At 70.0% G+C, this 16,977-nt stretch carries 13 protein-coding genes; 8 read left to right on the top strand and 5 right to left on the bottom strand.

Annotated features, from left to right (window positions below; translation table 11 throughout):
* Positions 1-140: 140 nt before the first annotated feature.
* Genes OG801_RS18050 through OG801_RS18040 form a run of 3 tightly spaced genes read right to left on the bottom strand, consistent with a single transcriptional unit; the run spans position 141 to position 4,537 of the window.
* Positions 141-2,132: an ABC transporter ATP-binding protein gene (locus OG801_RS18050; protein WP_406030243.1), complete on the bottom strand. Its 1,992-nt coding sequence runs from the start codon at positions 2,130-2,132 to the stop codon at positions 141-143.
* Positions 2,129-3,877, bottom strand: a complete 1,749-nt coding sequence (locus tag OG801_RS18045; RefSeq protein WP_406030241.1) for an ABC transporter ATP-binding protein — start codon at positions 3,875-3,877, stop codon at positions 2,129-2,131. The genes OG801_RS18050 and OG801_RS18045 overlap by 4 nt, the downstream gene beginning before the upstream one ends.
* Positions 3,878-4,537 (bottom strand): TetR/AcrR family transcriptional regulator, encoded by a 660-nt coding sequence (locus OG801_RS18040; protein WP_406030239.1) that lies wholly within the window; start codon positions 4,535-4,537, stop codon positions 3,878-3,880.
* Between the two features lie 180 nt (positions 4,538-4,717).
* Here OG801_RS18040 and OG801_RS18035 point away from each other — a divergent pair, with 180 nt between their 5' ends.
* The 8 genes from OG801_RS18035 (at position 4,718) to OG801_RS18000 (ending at position 14,321) form a co-directional block, all read left to right on the top strand.
* Complete coding sequence (locus OG801_RS18035; RefSeq protein ID WP_406030237.1) at positions 4,718-6,430, top strand: S8 family peptidase; 1,713 nt, start codon at positions 4,718-4,720, stop codon at positions 6,428-6,430.
* A 165-nt stretch (positions 6,431-6,595) separates the two neighbouring features.
* Positions 6,596-7,219 (top strand): nicotinamide riboside transporter PnuC, encoded by a 624-nt coding sequence (pnuC, locus tag OG801_RS18030; protein WP_355022040.1) that lies wholly within the window; start codon positions 6,596-6,598, stop codon positions 7,217-7,219.
* Positions 7,212-8,261: an AAA family ATPase gene (locus tag OG801_RS18025; protein ID WP_406030235.1), complete on the top strand. Its 1,050-nt coding sequence runs from the start codon at positions 7,212-7,214 to the stop codon at positions 8,259-8,261. The genes pnuC and OG801_RS18025 overlap by 8 nt, the downstream gene beginning before the upstream one ends.
* Positions 8,258-9,823 (top strand): MoxR family ATPase, encoded by a 1,566-nt coding sequence (locus OG801_RS18020; RefSeq protein ID WP_355022042.1) that lies wholly within the window; start codon positions 8,258-8,260, stop codon positions 9,821-9,823. Before OG801_RS18025 ends, OG801_RS18020 begins: the two co-directional genes overlap by 4 nt.
* Positions 9,820-10,488, top strand: coding sequence for a hypothetical protein (locus tag OG801_RS18015; protein ID WP_406030232.1), 669 nt, complete (start codon positions 9,820-9,822; stop codon positions 10,486-10,488). The genes OG801_RS18020 and OG801_RS18015 overlap by 4 nt, the downstream gene beginning before the upstream one ends.
* Positions 10,485-12,335, top strand: a complete 1,851-nt coding sequence (locus OG801_RS18010) for a hypothetical protein (protein ID WP_406030230.1) — start codon at positions 10,485-10,487, stop codon at positions 12,333-12,335. The genes OG801_RS18015 and OG801_RS18010 overlap by 4 nt, the downstream gene beginning before the upstream one ends.
* The gene (locus OG801_RS18005) at positions 12,328-12,954 is read left to right on the top strand and encodes a hypothetical protein (protein ID WP_406030228.1); all 627 of its coding nucleotides are present in this window, start codon (positions 12,328-12,330) and stop codon (positions 12,952-12,954) included. The genes OG801_RS18010 and OG801_RS18005 overlap by 8 nt, the downstream gene beginning before the upstream one ends.
* Before the next feature lie 2 nt (positions 12,955-12,956).
* Positions 12,957-14,321 carry an AMP-binding protein gene (locus OG801_RS18000; RefSeq protein ID WP_355022046.1) on the top strand — a complete coding sequence of 455 codons (1,365 nt, stop codon included), beginning with the start codon at positions 12,957-12,959 and terminating at the stop codon, positions 14,319-14,321.
* Here the strand turns inward: OG801_RS18000 and OG801_RS17995 are convergent.
* Complete coding sequence (locus OG801_RS17995) at positions 14,305-16,317, bottom strand: beta-galactosidase (RefSeq protein WP_406030226.1); 2,013 nt, start codon at positions 16,315-16,317, stop codon at positions 14,305-14,307. The two genes, OG801_RS18000 and OG801_RS17995, sit on opposite strands and share 17 nt — an antisense overlap.
* The gene (pdxH, locus tag OG801_RS17990) at positions 16,314-16,961 is read right to left on the bottom strand and encodes a pyridoxamine 5'-phosphate oxidase (RefSeq protein ID WP_406030224.1); all 648 of its coding nucleotides are present in this window, start codon (positions 16,959-16,961) and stop codon (positions 16,314-16,316) included. The genes OG801_RS17995 and pdxH overlap by 4 nt, the downstream gene beginning before the upstream one ends.
* Positions 16,962-16,977 lie beyond the last annotated feature (16 nt).

Below are 16,977 nucleotides of genomic sequence, written 5' to 3'. Positions count from 1 at the left end.
AGCCCCCATCCGTAGTTGGGGAAGCTGCTAGCGAGCAGCCACCTCACGCATCCAATCGTTCTTCATCTGATCGGATCACCTCCTTTCCCGTGTGGCTCTACGGTAGGCGCCGGGCCATAACGGGATCAAAGGGTTATTTCTCAAGCCGGCTCCTCGACGAGGGCGTGGCTGAACTGCGACTGGTAGAGCTCGGCGTACGCACCCTTCGCCTCGAGCAGCTCGGCATGGTTGCCCTGCTCGACGATCGCGCCGTCGCGCATGACCAGGATCAGGTCGGCGTCGCGGATCGTGGAGAGCCGGTGGGCGATCACGAACGACGTACGGTCCGAGCGCAGTGCCGCCATGGCGTGCTGCAGGAGCAGCTCGGTGCGGGTGTCGACCGAGGAGGTCGCCTCGTCGAGGATCAGCAGCGACGGCTCGGCGAGGAAGGCCCTCGCAATGGTGATCAGCTGCCGCTCGCCCGCCGAGAGGTTGCCGCCCTCGTCGGTGATCAGGGTGTCGTAGCCATCCGGCAGCGAGTGCACGAACCTGTCGACGTACGTCGCCCGGGCCGCCTCGAGGAGGTCTTCCTCGGTCGCGTCCGGCCGGCCGTAGCGGATGTTGTCGCGGATCGTACCTTCGAAGAGCCAGGTGTCCTGGAGCACCATGCCCGTGCGTTCACGCAGGTCGGAACGGGGAATCGAGGCGATGTCGACGCCGTCGAGGGTGATCTGCCCGGCATCGAGCTCGTAGAACCTCATGATCAGGTTGACCAGGGTGGTCTTGCCGGCACCGGTGGGGCCGACGATCGCGACGGTCTGCCCGGGGCGGGCCACCAGGGACAGGTCCTCGATGAGCGGCCGGTCCTTGTCGTAGGAGAAGCTCACGTGCTCGAACCGGACCTCGCCGGCCCCGGCGCCGTTCCGGGGAGCGCCGACATCGGGCGTCTGCTCCTCTGCGTCGAGCAGCTCGAAGACCCGCTCGGCCGAGGCGACGCCCGACTGGAGCAGGTTCATCATCGAGGCGAGGGTGGTGATGGGTTGGGTGAACTGACGCGAGTACTGGATGAAGGCCTGCAGCTCACCGAGGCTCAGGGCTCCACTGGCGACCCGGAGGGACCCGACGACGCAGACCACCACGAACATCAGGTTGCCGACGAACATCATCAACGGCATCAGGATCCCGCTGATGAACTGTGCCTTGAAGGATGCGGCGAAGAGCTTGTCGTTCTCCTCGGCGAAGGTCTTCTCGACCTCCTCCTGACGCCCGAAGACCTTGACCAGGTCGTGGCCGGAGAAGGTCTCCTCGATGTGGCCGTTGAGCTTGCCGGTGTGGCGCCACTGGGCCACGAACTGGCCCTGCGACCGCTTCATCACCGCGCTGGTCACCACCAGCGAGACCGGCACCGCGAGCAGCGCGATCAGGGCCAGCATCGGGCTGATCCAGAACATCATGAACAAGACCGTGACCAGCGTGAACAGAGCGGTCAGCACCTGGCTGAAGGTCTGCTGCAGAGTCTGGCTGATGTTGTCGATGTCGTTGGTGACGCGGCTGAGCAGCTCGCCTCGCGGCTGCTTGTCGAAGTAGGACAGCGGGACGTTGTGGACCTTCTTCTCGACGTCCTCGCGCAGACCCTTCACGGTGCCCTGGACGACCGAGTTGAGGATCCAGCCCTGCACGAAGGAGAGCAGGGAGGCGACCAGGTAGACGGCGAGCACCACCAGCAGCGCGCTGCGCAGCGCGTCGAAGTCGACGCCCTGGCCCGGGGTGACGTACTCCATCCCGGAGAGCATGTCCGCGAGCTTGTCGTCGCCCTGGGCACGCAGACCCTCGACGGCCTCCTCCTGGGTGACCCCCGCCGGCAGCTCCCTCGAGAAGACACCGCCGAAGATGATGTTGGTGGCCTTGCCCAGCAGCCACGGACCCAGCGACATCAGGGTGACGCTGATCGCGGCCAGGCCGATGGTGGCGTAGGCGTGGACCTTGTAGGGCGCCATCCGGCGCAGCAGCCGCTTGGCCGAGGGGACGAAGTTCATCGCCTTGTCCCCCACCGCGCCGCCTGCGCCCATCGGGCCGGGGCCGCCCTGGGGACGTACGATCCGCTCGGTCTTCTTCATCTGGCCATCTGTCTGGCTGGTGTTCTGGTCGCTCATGCTGCCGCCTCCTCTGCGCTGAGCTGGGAGGAGACGATCTCCTGGTAGGTGGCGTTGCCGGCGAGGAGCTCCTCGTGGGTGCCCTCGCCGACGATGGCGCCGTCCTCGAGCACGAGGATCTTGTCGGCGTCGCGGATGGTGGAGACCCGCTGGGCGACCACGACGACCGTGGAGTTGCGGGTTTCGGGGGCGAGCGCCGCGCGGAGGCGGGCGTCGGTGGCGACGTCGAGCGCGGAGAACGAGTCGTCGAAGAGATAGATGTCGGGCCTCCTCACCAGCGCCCGGGCGATGGCCAGACGTTGCCGCTGACCACCGGAGACGTTGGTGCCGCCCTGGTCGATCTCGGCGTCGAGGCCGGTGCCGTCCTCGGGGGCCATCCGCTCCACGAAGTCACGCGCCTGGGCGACCTCGAGGGCATGCCAGAGCTCCTCGTCGGTGGCGTCCGGCTTGCCGTGGAGCAGGTTGGAGCGGACGGTGCCGGTGAAGAGGAACGCCTTTTGCGGCACCAGCCCGAGGGAGCTGCGCAGGGTGGCCGGGTCGAGGTCGCGTACGTCGATCCCACCCACGCGGACGACACCTGCGGTCGCGTCGAAGAGCCGCGGGATGAGGCCGAGGAGGGTCGTCTTGCCGGCGCCGGTGGAGCCGATGATCGCGACGGTCTGCCCGGGCCGGGCCTCGAAGGTGAGGTCGTGGAGGACGGGGTGGTCCGCGCCGGGGTAGGTGAAGCCGGCTCCGCTCAGGTCGACGTACCCGTGCCGGGAGATCTCCGTGACGCCCGCCGCCGGCGGGGTCACGCTGGTCTCGGTGTCGAGGACCTCGGCGATCCGGTCGGCGCAGACGGCGGCGCGCGGGACCTGCATGAGCATGAAGGTGCCCATCATGATCGACATCAGGATCTGCATCAGGTACTGCAGGAAGGCGGTCAGGGGGCCGACCTGCATCAACCCGTTGTCGACCCGGATGCCGCCGAACCAGATCACCGCGACGCTGGCGACGTTGATGACCAGCATCATCAGCGGGAACATGGTCGACATCCAGCGCCCGGCCCGCAGCGCGACGTCGGTGAGGTCGTCGTTGGCCTTCGCGAAGCGCTCGGTCTCCTGACGCTCGCGTACGAACGCGCGGATCACCCGGATGCCGGTGATCTGCTCGCGCAGGATGCGGTTGACCGCGTCGATGCGCTCCTGCACCTTGCGGAAGTTGGGGACCATGCCGCGTACGACCACGGTCATGGAGATGAGCAGCACGGGGATGACGACCGCGAGCAGCCAGGAGAGCCCGGCGTCCACGCGGATCGCCATCGCGACGCCGCCGACCATCATCATCGGCACCATCACCGCGAGCGTGCAGGTGAGCACGGCGAGCATCTGGACCTGCTGGACGTCGTTCGTGGTCCGGGTGATCAGCGACGGGGCGCCGAAGCGGCCGACCTCGCGAGCGCTGAACGAGCCGACCTTCGCGAAGATCGCCGCCCGCAGGTCGCGACCGAAGCTCATCGAGCTGCGTGCGGCGAAGTAGACGCTGACGATCGAGGCGAGGATCTGCACGAGCGCGACGCCGAGCATGATCGCGCCGATCCTCATGATGTAACCGGTGTCGCCCTCGGCCACGCCCTTGTCGATGATGTCGGCGTTCAGGCTGGGCAGCAGCATGAAGGCCGACGTCGAGATGAGCTGCAGGATCGCGATGACGACCAGGAATCGCTTGTACGGGAGCAGGTAGTCCCGCAGGAGTCGGAGAAGCATTCAGGGGGTCTCTCTGGTCAGGCTGTGCTCGATGGGACTGTGCTCGATGAGAATGCCGCCGAGCAGCACGTCGATGACGTCTCCGCTGCTCAACGGCTGGTTCGTTCGGTTCAGACCAGGGAGCCAGGCCCCGATCGTGAGGCTGCGCAGCACCAGCGCGGCCTTGCGCGGCGGCAGCCGCAGCTCGTCCACGTGCGGCTCGAAGACGAGCCGGGTCAGGTTGTCGACGAGGGCCTTGTTGGCATCGATGATGAACTTCGGGGGTCCGTGCTGCTGACGTACGTCTTCGGGGTCTGGCTGCTCGAGCACGGCCGAGCGCACCGCCATCATCACGAGGAGGTTGCGCTGCGAGGATGCCGCGAGCAGGTCGATGACCGCACGGAGCTTGTCCTCGATCTCGGCCTTGCCCGCCACGACCTCCGTGATCGACTCGTCCGCTCGGACCGGGTCGAAGATGTTCTCGGCCACGGCCCGGTAGAGCTCCCGCTTGTCGCGGAAGTGTCTGAAGATCGTGCCTTCGGCGACTCCGGCCGCCTCGGCGATGAGCCTGGTCGTTGTCGCCGTGCCGTGCTCGATCAGCAGTGTCTCGGTCGCCGCGATGATCGCGGCGCGCCGGTCGGCGGCGGGAATCGGCTTGGCCCGCGTACGTCGTTCGTCCACGTCGACCAGGGTAAGTGAGTGAGCACTCACTCACAAACCTAATTATGGGTCAGTGCTCCTGCCAAACCCTGTTCGACCAGATGCGGACTAGGGCATGCTGGGCCCACTGTCGGGCCGACAAGGGCCATGACAGCGGTGGTCCCGACAATCTCGACCACCGAATCCAGGAATGGAGACAGCATGCGTAGGTTGTTGACAGGCGCGGCCGCAGTCGCGCTGGGGGTCACCGGCACCCTCGTCATGGCGAACTCGGGCAACGCCACCTCTGACCAGGAGGTCCGCTATGTCGTGGCATATGCCGAGGGATCCTCGGCCGCCAGCGCCCGTGCCGCGGTGAAGGCCGCGGGGGGCGAGATCGTCTCGGAGAACAGTGCCATCGGAGTCGCGACGGTGACCGCTGGTGAGGGATTCGCCGAGGCGGCCAACGCCTCGAGGGCCCTCGTCGGCGCGGCCCAGGACAGGATCGTGGGCGCCACGACTCCTGACGCGGCCAGCAAGGCCCGCAAGCAGGAGGTTTCGAAGGTCGAGACCGAGTTCCGCAGCGGCACCAAGGGCACCGGGCCCAAGGCGCCGAAGCCCAAGGGGTCCACGGAGCCGCTCTCCGGTCTGCAGTGGGACATGAAGCAGATCGACGCCGCGGCGGCCAACAAGACCGAGCGCGGCAAGGGTGTCCGCGTCGGCATCCTGGACACCGGTGTCGACGGTTCGCACCCCGACATCGCACCCAACTTCGACGCGAGGCTGAGCCGCAACTTCACCACCGACATCCCGGTCGACGCCAACGGCGCCGTGGTCGACGGTCCGTGTGAGGACGAGCCCGACGCGTCGTGCAGCGACGCGGCCGACGTCGACGAGAACGGCCACGGCACCCACGTCGCCTCGACCATCGCCTCGCCGGTCAACGGCGTCGGCATCTCCGGCGTCGCCCCGCAGGCCGACATCGTCAACCTGCGCGCCGGCCAGGACTCCGGCTACTTCTTCCTGCAGCCGTCGGTCGACGCGCTGACCTACGCCGGCCGCAACGGCATCGACGTGGTCAACATGAGCTACTACGTCGACCCGTGGCTGTTCAACTGCACCAACCACCCGGCCGACTCCGCCGCGGACCAGGCTGAGCAGGCCACGATCATCACCGCGATGCAGCGTGCCCTCGACTACGCCCGCGCCCGTGGCGTCACCCTCGTCGCGGCCGCAGGCAACCAGGCGATCGACTACACCAAGCCGCAGACCGACGCGAGCAGCCCCGACTACGCCAGCGAGCCCGGCGAGGCCGCCTACGTCCGCGACCTGCTCGACCCGGAGTCGTGCGTCTCGATGCCCACCGAGGGCAACGGGGTCATCGCGGTCAGCTCCACCGGTCCGTCCGAGCGCAAGTCCTACTACTCCAGCTACGGCGACGGCTTCGTCGACGTCGCGGCGCCTGGTGGGGATGCGTACGACACTGCGGACGGCACGCGCGACTTCGCCGCGACCATCCTGGCCGCCTACCCGTACGACCTGGGTGTGGCCGAGGGCGCGATCGACCCTGCCACCGGCGAGGTCCTGGTGCCTTGGGCCGTCGCGGACTGCTCCAGCGGTGAGTGCTCCTACTACCAGTACCTGCAGGGCACCTCGATGGCCTCCCCGCACGCTGCTGGTGTGGCCGCGCTGATCGTCGGCGAGTACGGCAGCCGCGACTTCTCCGGCAAGACCCTCTCGCCCAAGAAGGTCGAGAAGATCCTGCTGAAGTCGGCCACCGACAAGGCCTGCCCCGTCCCGGCGGACTTCACCTACGTACGCCACCTGCCCAACGGCACGACGGCGACCTCCACCCACACCTGTGAGGGTGGCAAGGCCCCGAACGGCTTCTACGGCAGCGGCATCGTCGACGCCAAGGCGGCGGTCGGTCGCTGAGCTGCTGCAGGGATACCCGGTTAACCGGGTATCCCTGCACTTCTCTGGCATTGCAACACCTGAGAAGTGCAGGTTTCCCCGGTTAACCGGGGATTCCTACCGCCGCGAAGGGCCCGGATGCTCAACCCGAGCATCCGGGCCCTTCGCGTCCCATAGGGTTCGGCCATGCAGAGTTGGTTGGTGGCGCACTGGGTCGAGATCGCGGGGGTCGTCACCGGGGCGGCGTGCGTGATCCTGGCGGCGCGGCGGAGCATGTGGACGTACCCGATCGGGATCGCGAACACCGCGCTCTACCTGGTGGTCTTCGCCGAGAGTGCGCTCTACGCCGACGCGGCTCTGCAGATCATGTTCATGGTGCTCTCGGTGACCGGCTGGGTCGACTGGGCCAGGGCCCGGCGTCGGGAGTCCGAGGCCCATCTGCGCCGTGACGAGGCGTTCGTCGGGGTCGCGTCGGCCCGGACGCTGCTGCTCCTGGCACTGGGGTTCGTGGTGGCGCTGGCGGCGATCGCGTACGTCCTGTTCGCCTTAACCGACTCCACGACCGAGCTTCCCGACGCCACGGTGACCGCGGGCAGCGTGATCGCGCAGATCATGCTCAACCGCCGCTGGTGGCAGTGCTGGCTGGTCTGGCTGGCCGTCGACGTCGTCTCCGTCGGTCTGTACGCCTACAAGGGACTGTGGCCGACCGCCGTGCTCTACCTCGGCTTCTGCGCGATCGTCCTGGTCGCGCTGCGGGACTGGCGCCGAGTGCTGGTCGGCCAGCGCGAGCCGGAGGTCGCGGGTGTCTGAGCCGTACCCATCTGAGAAGGCATACGGGCACGGTCTGGTCCTCGGGAAGTTCTACCCGTTCCACGCCGGCCACCAGGCGCTCATCCGCGCGGCGCTGCGGGCATGTGACCGGGTCACCGTCGAGCTCCTCGGCTCGCAGGTGGAGACCATCCCGCTCGAGGTGCGCGCGGAGTGGCTGCGCGAGGAGCACCCGACCGCCCACGTGGTGGCCGCGATGGACGAGGCCCGGGTCGACTTCGACGACCCGGCGGCCTGGGACGAGCACATGGTCGTCATCTCCGAGCTGCTCCCGGGCCCGGTCGACGCGGTCTTCTCCTCCGACGCCTACGGCGAGGAGCTCGCCCGGCGGCTGGACGCGACCTGGGTCCAGGTCGATCCTGGGCGGGCGTTCAATCCCGTCTCCGGCACCGCCGTACGCCCCGACCTGACCGAGCACTGGGCCGAGCTACCGGCTCCGGTCCGCGCCTGGCTCACCGAGCGGGTCGTGGTGCTCGGCGCGGAGTCGACCGGGACCACGACGCTGGCCGAGAGACTCGCCGCCGACCTGGGCACCCACTGCGTCCCGGAGTACGGCCGGCTCTGGTCCGAGATCCGCCCCGGCGGACTGTTCACCCCCTGGCGCAGCGACGAGTTCGACCTCATCGTCGACCGGCAGATCGGCTGGGAGGACACCGCCCGCAGACGGGTGCCGAAGCCGGTCCTGGTCTGCGACACCGACGTGCTCGCGACGACGCTGTGGCACGAGCGCTACGTCGGCCCGACCCCCGACCACCTGCTCGCGCGCGCCGCCGCGCACCAGCCGGTCGCGTACGTCCTGACCGGGGACGAGATCCCGTTCGTGCAGGATGGGATGCGCGACGGCGAGCACCTCCGTCATGGGATGCAGGAGCGGTTCCGCGAGGTGCTGGCCGAGCAGCCGGTGCCGTGGATCGAGGTCCGCGGCAGCGTCCAGGAGCGGCTCGCCACCACCCAAGAGTTTCTCGAGCCACTGCTCGGGCTAAGCAACCGGATCGGTCCGTCATTGGAGGAATTGGGTAGATGAGTGACCGATGGCAGAAGACTTCGGCGTCGCCGACTGTGCCGCACGTCCAGCACGGCGGGCCGCGTGACGGCCTCACCGCCGCCGACCTCTTCAGGTCCCCGGACGAGACCGTCGAGCTGGACGAGAAGCTGCGACGTACGTATTTCTGGCTGGTCAACAAGGCGGTGATCTCGCCGTTCTACGACGTCGAGTTCGACGCCGCGAAGGCCAACCGGTTCCCCCTCGGCGATGCCGGCGCGGAGATCACGCTGCCGACCCAGCCGGCGTACTCCTCCAACGTGCTGCTGCCGCTGCTCACCTTCGCGGTCGGCGGGAAGTGCCTGATGATCGGCGGGCCCGGCCGCGGCAAGACGACGCTCGCGGTGCTGATGGGGGTGCTGTCCGGGGCGACCCCGGAGGACGTACGCCGCCACCTCCAGCAGGGGCAGCCGCAGCTGACCGTGTCAGATCTGGTCGGGCTGCCGCTGCCGCGCGACCTCGTCAGCGCGGGGTCGCTGGCGGAGATCACGATCGCCTGGAAGTCCTGGCTGACCCGATGCGTCAAGATCGTCGACGAGTACAACCGCATCCCCACCAAGACCCAGTCGGCGCTGCTCACCATGGTCGCCGAGGGCTATGTGGAGAGCCACGACCAGCTGCGCCGGACGGCCCCGGACGAGGGTGTCGAGAGCTGGTTCTTCACCGCCAACGACGACTCCGGCGGCGGCACCTTCCAGGTCATCCAGGCCCTCAAGGATCGGCTCGACGTCACCGTGCAGGCGTTCGGCTTCAACGGCCGCTTCTTCGACGAGCTGGTCACCCGGGTCGAGGCCGGCGAGCGGCCGGAGGAGCACGTGCCGTCCTCCTTGGTCTTCTCCGCCGACGAGCAGACAACGATGCTGGCCGCCATCCGGGCGGTCCCGCTGCCCGCGGACGTACGCCGGAAGCTGGAGTACTTCACCGGGCAGTTCGAGTTCGTGCAGCACGGCGGGCGGCGGTTCGAGTACCGCACCAAGGACGTCGTCGCGACCGCCGGCGGCGACGTGAGCGCGGTCATCGACGCCAACTCCGGCGCCGACCTGGTCGTCGACCTCGGCGCGCAGACCCTGAACGGACTCTCCGTGCGGGCGCTGCAGACCCTGATCCTGTACGCCAAGGCTTCGGCCTGGTTCCGCGGCGCCTCGTCCGTCGGGCTCGACGACGTGCGCGCCATGGTGCCGTTCGTGCTCCGCGGGAAGCTGCTGCCCAACCCGCAGCACCCGCGCTTCGAGGCCGGCGACAGGGAGCTCGCCCACGACCCGGCCTCCTGGCTCGTCGACCTCTTCGACACCGCGATGAAGCAGTTCGTCGCGCTCGGCCTCGACGCTTCCGACCCCGTCGGCGACCTGCTCGCCGAGCTCGGGGGCGGGCTGGACGGGCTCGACCGGCTGACCGTCTCGCAGCGGCTGACCCGGATCGAGTCGGAGGTCGGCCGGATCTCCAAGGTCGGCAAGATCTACGGCCGCGACTACGACGATCTGGTCGCGCTGAAGTATCTCCACCAGCGCTACTCCAACTACCTCCACTGGCTGGAGGGTTCATGATCCGGCGTCCTGGCCACTCGGTGAACGCCTCGGCGGCTCGCGAGCCCGTCTCGCTGCCTGCCGTCACCGGCCTCGATCTGGATCTGGCCGTCGCCAACGTTGCCCGCTGGGGCGGGGACACCGGGCTCTTCGGCGCCTCCCTGATCGCCGGGCTGGCCGCGGGTTCGCGCGTGCGCGAGACCGCGGCGGTCCAGGAGCTGGCCGCCGTGGCTGCCTGGCGCGCAGGAGTCATCGGCCTGCGCAAGGATGCCCTCCGAGCGGCGTCGTCCTGTCTCGACGCCGGGCTGGCGGACGCGGTCGGCGCGACACTCGGGATGCCGGGGACCGACGTGGCCGGATTCGTCGAGGGGCAGCGTACGGACCGGTTCTTCTGGCCCGCCTGGCAGCAGCTCGGCCGTGCCTATCTGATCGCCCGGATCGGCGGCTTCGCCGGGCTCGGCGGACCCTGGCTGGCGCACCCTGGCGACGTCATCGCGGCGGGTGAGGGACGGTGGCTGGTGGAGGTCGGCGAGGAGCTGTGGGCGGTCGACGCCGACCTGTTCGGCCACTCGGTCTCACTGGCCGGCGACGATCCGGCGGACACCGGCGACCCCGGCGACCGCGGCGTCCGGGTGGTCAGCGTGCCCACGTCCTACCTGCTCGAGGTCGTGCGGGAGGCCGGGTGAGAGCGCCGACCGCGACGGAGCGCGAGGCCTGGGAGGAGGCCCTGGATCTGTGGGGCGTGGACCTCCATGACCCGGTCGTGCACACCCGTTCCAACGAGGGCAGCTTCGCCTGGTTCGGGTTTCCGCCGGAGGTCAACATCGACCCCGGCGAGCTCGCCCGCCACGGCGGAGAAGGGCATCTGACCAGCGTCTTCGCTCACGAGATCGGCCACCACGTGCTCTCCCCAAGCACCCGGGTCGACTCGCTGAAGATCCGTCAGCAGATGGCGCGGGTGATCGACCTCTACGACCGGCAGCACCGGCTCGACCTGGTCGCCGCGAGCGGGTTCTGCGCCAACCTGTGGTCCGACATGCTGATCAACGACCGGGTGATACAGCTGCAGCGCGCCCGGCTCGCCCCGGACGAGACCCCCGACATGGTGCAGCTCACCCGGGCCCTCGCGGCGCCTGCGCTGGCCAAGGGTCTGCGCGGCGCGGAGGACAACGAGCTGTGGTGGGTGGTGCAGCGGGCGTACGAGCTCCTCTGGCGACTGCCAGAGGGCGACCTCGCCTGGCCCGAGCCGCCGATGCGGTGGAAGTCGGACTACGAGCAACAGCTCCGCAACGCCCGGCGCCGCCTGCACGGCTCGAAGTCGAAGCAGCGGAACGAGGCCTATCCGGCCAAGCGGGAGGTCGCCGAGCTCGAGTACGACCCACGAGCGGGCCTCGACCCGGCTCATGACGCGACGACGGTGGCCGACGTGGTGCGTACGCTCGCCGCCGACCCGGTCAGCGGCGCGGTGCCCTGGGCCATGGTGATGGCGCCCTACCTGCTGCTGGGCTTCAAGAGCAGCGGGTGCCACGAGGACTCGCCGGGCGCCCCCAGCGCGGCCGAGCTCGCCGGTGCGATCGGCGACCCACGGCTGCAGAAGCCGTTGGTGCACCCCGACGACGCCGAGGTCGTCGTCGCCGAGGGTGACGCCGCAGCGGCCGCCTCCGACGGCAGCGGACAGGCGCTCGGTCTGGCCAGAACGCTCGAGCTGATGGCCGGCGCCGACCCCAACGCGGTGATGGCGGCCTGGTACGAGGCCGAGGCCCGCCCACACGTCGCACCCCTGGTGCAGCGCGGGCTCGCTCCCGCCGGCCCCGCGATCCCCGGCCCCCTGGAGGAGTGGGAGCTCGGCGACGACCTGGCCGAGCTGGACTGGCCGGCGACGCTGACCACGGGTGCGGTGTTCGTGCCGGGAGTGACCACCCGACGGCGTACGTTCATCGCGGACGAGCCCGAGCCGGAGTACGAGCCGGTCCTGCTCGACCTCTACCTCGACTCCTCGGGGTCGATGACGAACCCGCAGCGCGGTTCGGCCGCGATCGTCGCCGGGACGATCCTGTCGCTCTCGGTGCTGCGCGGAGGCGGGCGGGTTCGGGTCACCTCGTGGAGCTCGGCCGGACAGGTCGCCGGCGACAGCGCCTACACCCGTGACCGGGTCGAGATCATGCGCCAGCTGACCACCTATTTCGGCGGCGGCACGACCTTTCCCCTGGACCTCCTGCGTGCCCGCTATCCCGAGAACCAACCGCCGGCCGAAGGACAGCGCCACCTCGTGGTGCTCTCCGACGCCGGGCTCGACACGTTCCTGGGCCGCGGCCAGGAGGAGTACGCCGATGTGGCCCCCGCCGTGCGGCGCGTGATCGACACCGGGTCACTGATGATCATCGGACACTGGCGCGGACAGTCGCGCGAGCAGGCCGAACGGCTCGGCTACGACGTCGCCGAGATCCCGGACGTGATGCAGGCGCCCGCGGCGTGCGCGGCGCTCGCCGCCCGGATCGCCGTCTACACCCCAGAAGGAGCAACCCGTGGCTGACGAGGAGCTGTTCGAGGCCTGGCTCGACGAGGAGCTCGACCTCGACACCGCCTGGAACGGGCTGACGCCGGGCCCGTCCGTCGACGAGGTGATGGCCCGGATCTCGACCACGCCGTCGTGGTTCCTCGACGACGCCGTCGACATCGTGGCGCTGGCCGGGGACGTGCTCGACACCTCCGGCGGGCAGTTCATCGCGGCTGCCCGGAGGGTGGCCGCGACCGGGAAGACAGCCGCGCGCCAGGGAGCCGGGGTCGTCCTGTGGCTGGTCGCCTCGCAGGAGCTGGCGGGACCGTTCTCGCCCGCGCTGCGTGAGGACCGGTTCGACCGGGCGCTGCTGACGCTCTCGCTACGCCTGGCCGCGGTCGTCGAACCGCAACGCTGGGTCGAGGAGGCCGAGCGCCGGGAGGAGGCGGCGCGGACCTTCCTGCTGTGGAACGGGCAGCTGCCGGCTCGCGAGGACGAGCGCAACGCCCGCGCGCTGTTGTCGCGCCTCGACTCCGCCGCCCGCGCCGAGGCGCTCGAACGGGCCCGGCGCGACCGGGAGCACCGCTCCGAGATCCGGCGGCGCTTGGAGGACGCGCGAGCGCGTGAGGCCGCCAGCCGTTACAGCCCGGAGTGACCGTGAGCGAGACACAGGACCCGCTTGACCTGGCCGAATACACCCCGATGGCCTCGGCCGCCCTCACCGACGCCGAACGCTGGCCGGGGCTCTCGGCCGCCGGAGAAGCTCGCCTGGCCGCGGCGGACGACCATCCCGCAGCGCCCGTCTGGCGGCACCGGGTCGGCCACCGGCTCACTCCGGCCGAGCAGGAGGCGGCCCGGTCACAGCTTCCGCTCGCGGGCTGGCTGGAGCAGCACCTGGCGGTGGCGCGGTCACTGCCTGCGTACCGTCGGCATCGGGGGACGCTCGACACCCTCGGTGAGTTTCCGCTGATCAGCCGGCAGAACCTGGTCGAGGACATCGGCGGGTTCGTGCCGCTGGACGCCGACTACGGACGGATGCTGCACGGCACCTCCTCGGGGAGCACCGGGGCGGCGCTGGTGATGCCGGACGACCCCGACGAGCTGGCCCGTGGGTTCCACTGGCTGCGCGACCTGGTCGCCGGACTGACCGGCGGCTGGGCGCCGGATCCGGCTCGTTTCGCCGTGGTGCAGGTCGTGTGGCAGCGCCAGGCGTTCACGTACGTCTCGGTCGCACCCGGCTTCGGCGAGAGCCTCGTCGCGCGGGTCAACCTGCACCCCGGCGAGTGGGCGACGGAGCAGCAGCGGGCGTTCCTGCGCGACGCCGACCCGCAGGTGGTCTCCGGCCACCCCACGTCGCTTGAGCATCTCCTCGACCTCCGCGACGTCGTATGCCCGATCGCGATCATCTCCTCCGCGATGGCGTTGAGCGCGACGCTGCGCGCGGACCTGGAGCGGACCTTCCAGTGCCCCGTGATCGACGTCTACGGGCTGCACGAGACACGGCCGGTGGCTGTCAGCACCGATGGCGGGCCGTTCGTCGTCGCCGACCGCCGGGTCCACGTCGAGATTCTCGGTGCCGACGGTGCGCCGCTCCCCGAGGGCGAGATCGGCGAGATCGTCGTCACCGCAGGTGAGAACGCCTTTCTGCCCCTGGTCCGCTACCGCACCGGCGACACCGGCCGCCTGGTTCGCGTCGACGGCAGGCTCGCGATCGATGCCCTCGAAGGGCGCGAGGCCACCGTCTTCACCACCCCGGTCGGCACCCTCGTCCCCTGCGTCGACCTCACCCAGCATCTCCAGGACGCGGGCGCTCGTGGCTGGTCCGTCGAGCAGACCGCCGACGGCACGGTCGTCGCCACCATCGCCGGCGGCGACGCCGGCGCGGTCGCCGCCCGCCTCGGCACCATGCTCGCCCGCGACGTCACCGTCCGCCGCGTCGACACTCTCGCCGACCTGGGCGAAGGCAAGCCCCGCCGCTACCGGTCGTCCATTCCCCGGGGCGTCGTCACCCCTCCCGGATGACCGCGACCTGACCCGCGCGGACGAGGTGCGGGCCGCCCTCGTTGCCGGAGAGCAGGTCGGTGCCGCGGACGGGGACGATGACCGCCTCATGGGTGTGGTTGATGACGAAGACGTACGCCCCCTGCTCACCGACCCGCCGGGTCGCCTCGACACCCTCGGGGAGGCCCCCGACGACCGGCTTGGTCGCGGTGAAGATCTGGGTGGCCAGGGTGTCGAGGGCGTCGGGGGTGAGCTCGGTGCCGACGTACCAGGCGGTGCCCTTGCCGACGCGTCTGCGCGTGACGGCCGGGTCGCCGGCGCAGTCGCCGGTGGCGTACGTCGCCAGGACGTCGGCCCCGACGGCACGGCCGCGCTCGCTCCAGATCGCGCCGGAGCCGTAGGCGGTCAGCGGGATCTCGTCGCCCTCGGGCAGCGGACAGAACTCCTCGATCCGCACGCCGAGAAGATCGGACAGCGCGCCCGGATAGCCGCCCAGCCGGATGTGATCGTGCTCGTCGACGATCCCGGTGAAGTAGGTGGCGACCAGGGTGCCGCCGGCCTCGACGAAGGCGGTGAGCCCGTCGACGGTCCCGTCAGCGAGCAGGTACTGGACCGGCAGCACCACGACGTCGTAGCCGTCGAGCGGGTCGGTCACACCCACGACGTCGACGCCGAGGTTGCGGGCCCAGCAGGCCTTGTGCCAGGCCCGGGTGGTCGCCATCGGGTCGACGTCGACCGACGGGTGCGAGTCGAAGGTCGCCGCCCACCACGAGTCCCAGTCGAAGACGATCGCGACGCTCGCCTGGTCCACCCTGGTGCCGGCGACCTCCGCGATCGCGGAGAGATCCGCCCCGAGGCGTACGACATCTCGCCACAGCCGGCTCTCGGTGCCGGCGTGCGGAACCATCGCCGAGTGGAACTTCTCCGCACCACCGCGCGAGGCACGCCACTGGAAGAACAGGGCGCCGTCCGCGCCACGCGCGACGTGCTGGAAGGAGTTGCGGCGCATCTCGCCGGCGGTCTTGGCGATGTTGCGCGGCTGCCAGTTGACCGCGGAAGTCGAGTGCTCCATCAGCAGCCACGGCTCGCCGTGGGCCAGCGAGCGGGTCAGGTCGGCGGTCATCGCGAGCTGCGGAGTGCGGTCCTCGTCAGCGGCGTTCAGGTAGTGGTCGTTGGAGACGAGGTCCCCGACGTCGACCCAGCTGCGGTAGTCGAGCGACTTGCGGAAGCCCATGAAGTTGGTGGTCAGCGGCTTGTCGGAGTGCGCCCGCACCGCCGCCGCCTCGACCCGGTAGATGTCGCGGATCTCGTCGGAGCAGAACCGCCACCAGTCCAGCTGCTGACCGGGGTTGGCGAAGTTGCCGTAGGAGACCTGTCGCGGCGGCCCGATCTGCTCCCAGCTGGTGTAGCGCTGGCTCCAGAAGGCCGTCGCCCACGCATCGTTGAGCGTCCGTACCGACCCGTGACGCTCCTGCAGCCAGCGCCGGAAAGCCACCGCGCTGGCGTCGCAGAAGCAGTGGTCGTTGTGGCAGCCGTACTCGTTGTTGACGTGCCACATCACCACCGCCGGGTGGTCGTCGTACCGCTTGACCAGCTCAGTGATGAGGGTCGTGGCCGCGTCGCGGTAGGCGGTCGACGAGGGACAGTACGCCTGGCGCGCACCGAACGCGCGCGGGTTGCCGATCTGGTCGACGAGCATCGCCTCCGGGTGACGCTCGAGGAACCACGGCGGCGGGCTCGCGGTCGCGGTCGCCAGGTCCACGGCGATCCCCCCGGCATGCAGCTTGTCGAGAACCCGGTCGAGCCAGCCGAAGTCGTACGTCCCGGGCTCGGGCTCGAGCAGGGCCCAGGAGAAGATCCCCACGCTGACCAGGTTGACCCCGGCCTCCCGCATGAGGCGTACGTCCTCGTCCCAGACCTCCTCCGGCCACTGCTCCGGGTTGTAGTCGGCGCCGTAGGCGATCCGTCCGCCGAGCGCCTGGGTGACCTGTTCCATCCCCGTCGCGGGTCCCGTCACGGGGCCAGCCGCTCGGTGCGCCACTTGTCGCCATCGCGCAGGTAGACGAGCCGGTCGTGCATCCGCCCCGGCCGCCCCTGCCAGAACTCCACCCGCTCCGGCTCGACCCGGTAGCCGCCCCACTCCTCGGGCACCGGGACCGGCCGGCCCTCGAACTGCGCCTCGATCCGAACGTAGGCCTCCTCCAGCTCCTCGCGCCCGGCGACGACCCGACTCTGGTGGGAGGCGTGGGCGCCGAGCTGGGAGCCGCGCGGACGCTGGGAGAAGTAGGCCTCGACGGCTTCGCTGGAGAGCTCGTGGGCGAGCCCGTCGATGCGTACCTGCCTCTCCAGCGGATGCCACGGGAAGAGCACCGCGCAGCGCGGGTTGTGCTCGAGGTCGGAGCCCTTGCGGGAGGCGGTGTTGGTGAAGAAGGTGAAGCCCTCGGTCGAGAAGCCCTTCAGCAGCACGGTCCGCGACGAGGGCGCGCCGTCCACCGAGACGGTCGAGACCACCATCGCGTTGGGCTCGACGATGCCCGCGTCCCGAGCCTCGGCGTACCACCTCTCGAACATCAGGAACGGGTCGCTCGCGAGGTCGTCCTCGTGCAGCCCGCTGCGGGTGTAGTTCTCTCGTGCTGCCGCCAGCTCAGCCGCCAGATCCATGCCGTCGAGCCTATCT

The organism is Nocardioides sp. NBC_00163, from assembly GCF_045206295.1.
GTDB lineage: Bacteria > Actinomycetota > Actinomycetes > Propionibacteriales > Nocardioidaceae > Nocardioides.
The sequence above is the reverse complement of the archived record's forward strand: the minus strand, read 5'-3'. Positions and strand labels throughout refer to the sequence as shown.

Excerpts from the sequence above, each read along its gene's own strand:
- OG801_RS18050 (WP_406030243.1), bottom strand. The coding sequence starts at position 2,132 with ATGAGCGACCAGAACACCAGCCAGACAGATGGCCAGATGAAGAAGACC.
- OG801_RS18045 (WP_406030241.1), bottom strand. The coding sequence starts at position 3,877 with ATGCTTCTCCGACTCCTGCGGGACTACCTGCTCCCGTACAAGCGATTC.
- OG801_RS18035 (WP_406030237.1), top strand. The coding sequence starts at position 4,718 with ATGCGTAGGTTGTTGACAGGCGCGGCCGCAGTCGCGCTGGGGGTCACC.
- pnuC (WP_355022040.1), top strand. The coding sequence starts at position 6,596 with ATGCAGAGTTGGTTGGTGGCGCACTGGGTCGAGATCGCGGGGGTCGTC.
- OG801_RS18020 (WP_355022042.1), top strand. The coding sequence starts at position 8,258 with ATGAGTGACCGATGGCAGAAGACTTCGGCGTCGCCGACTGTGCCGCAC.
- OG801_RS18015 (WP_406030232.1), top strand. The coding sequence starts at position 9,820 with ATGATCCGGCGTCCTGGCCACTCGGTGAACGCCTCGGCGGCTCGCGAG.
- pdxH (WP_406030224.1), bottom strand. The coding sequence starts at position 16,961 with ATGGATCTGGCGGCTGAGCTGGCGGCAGCACGAGAGAACTACACCCGC.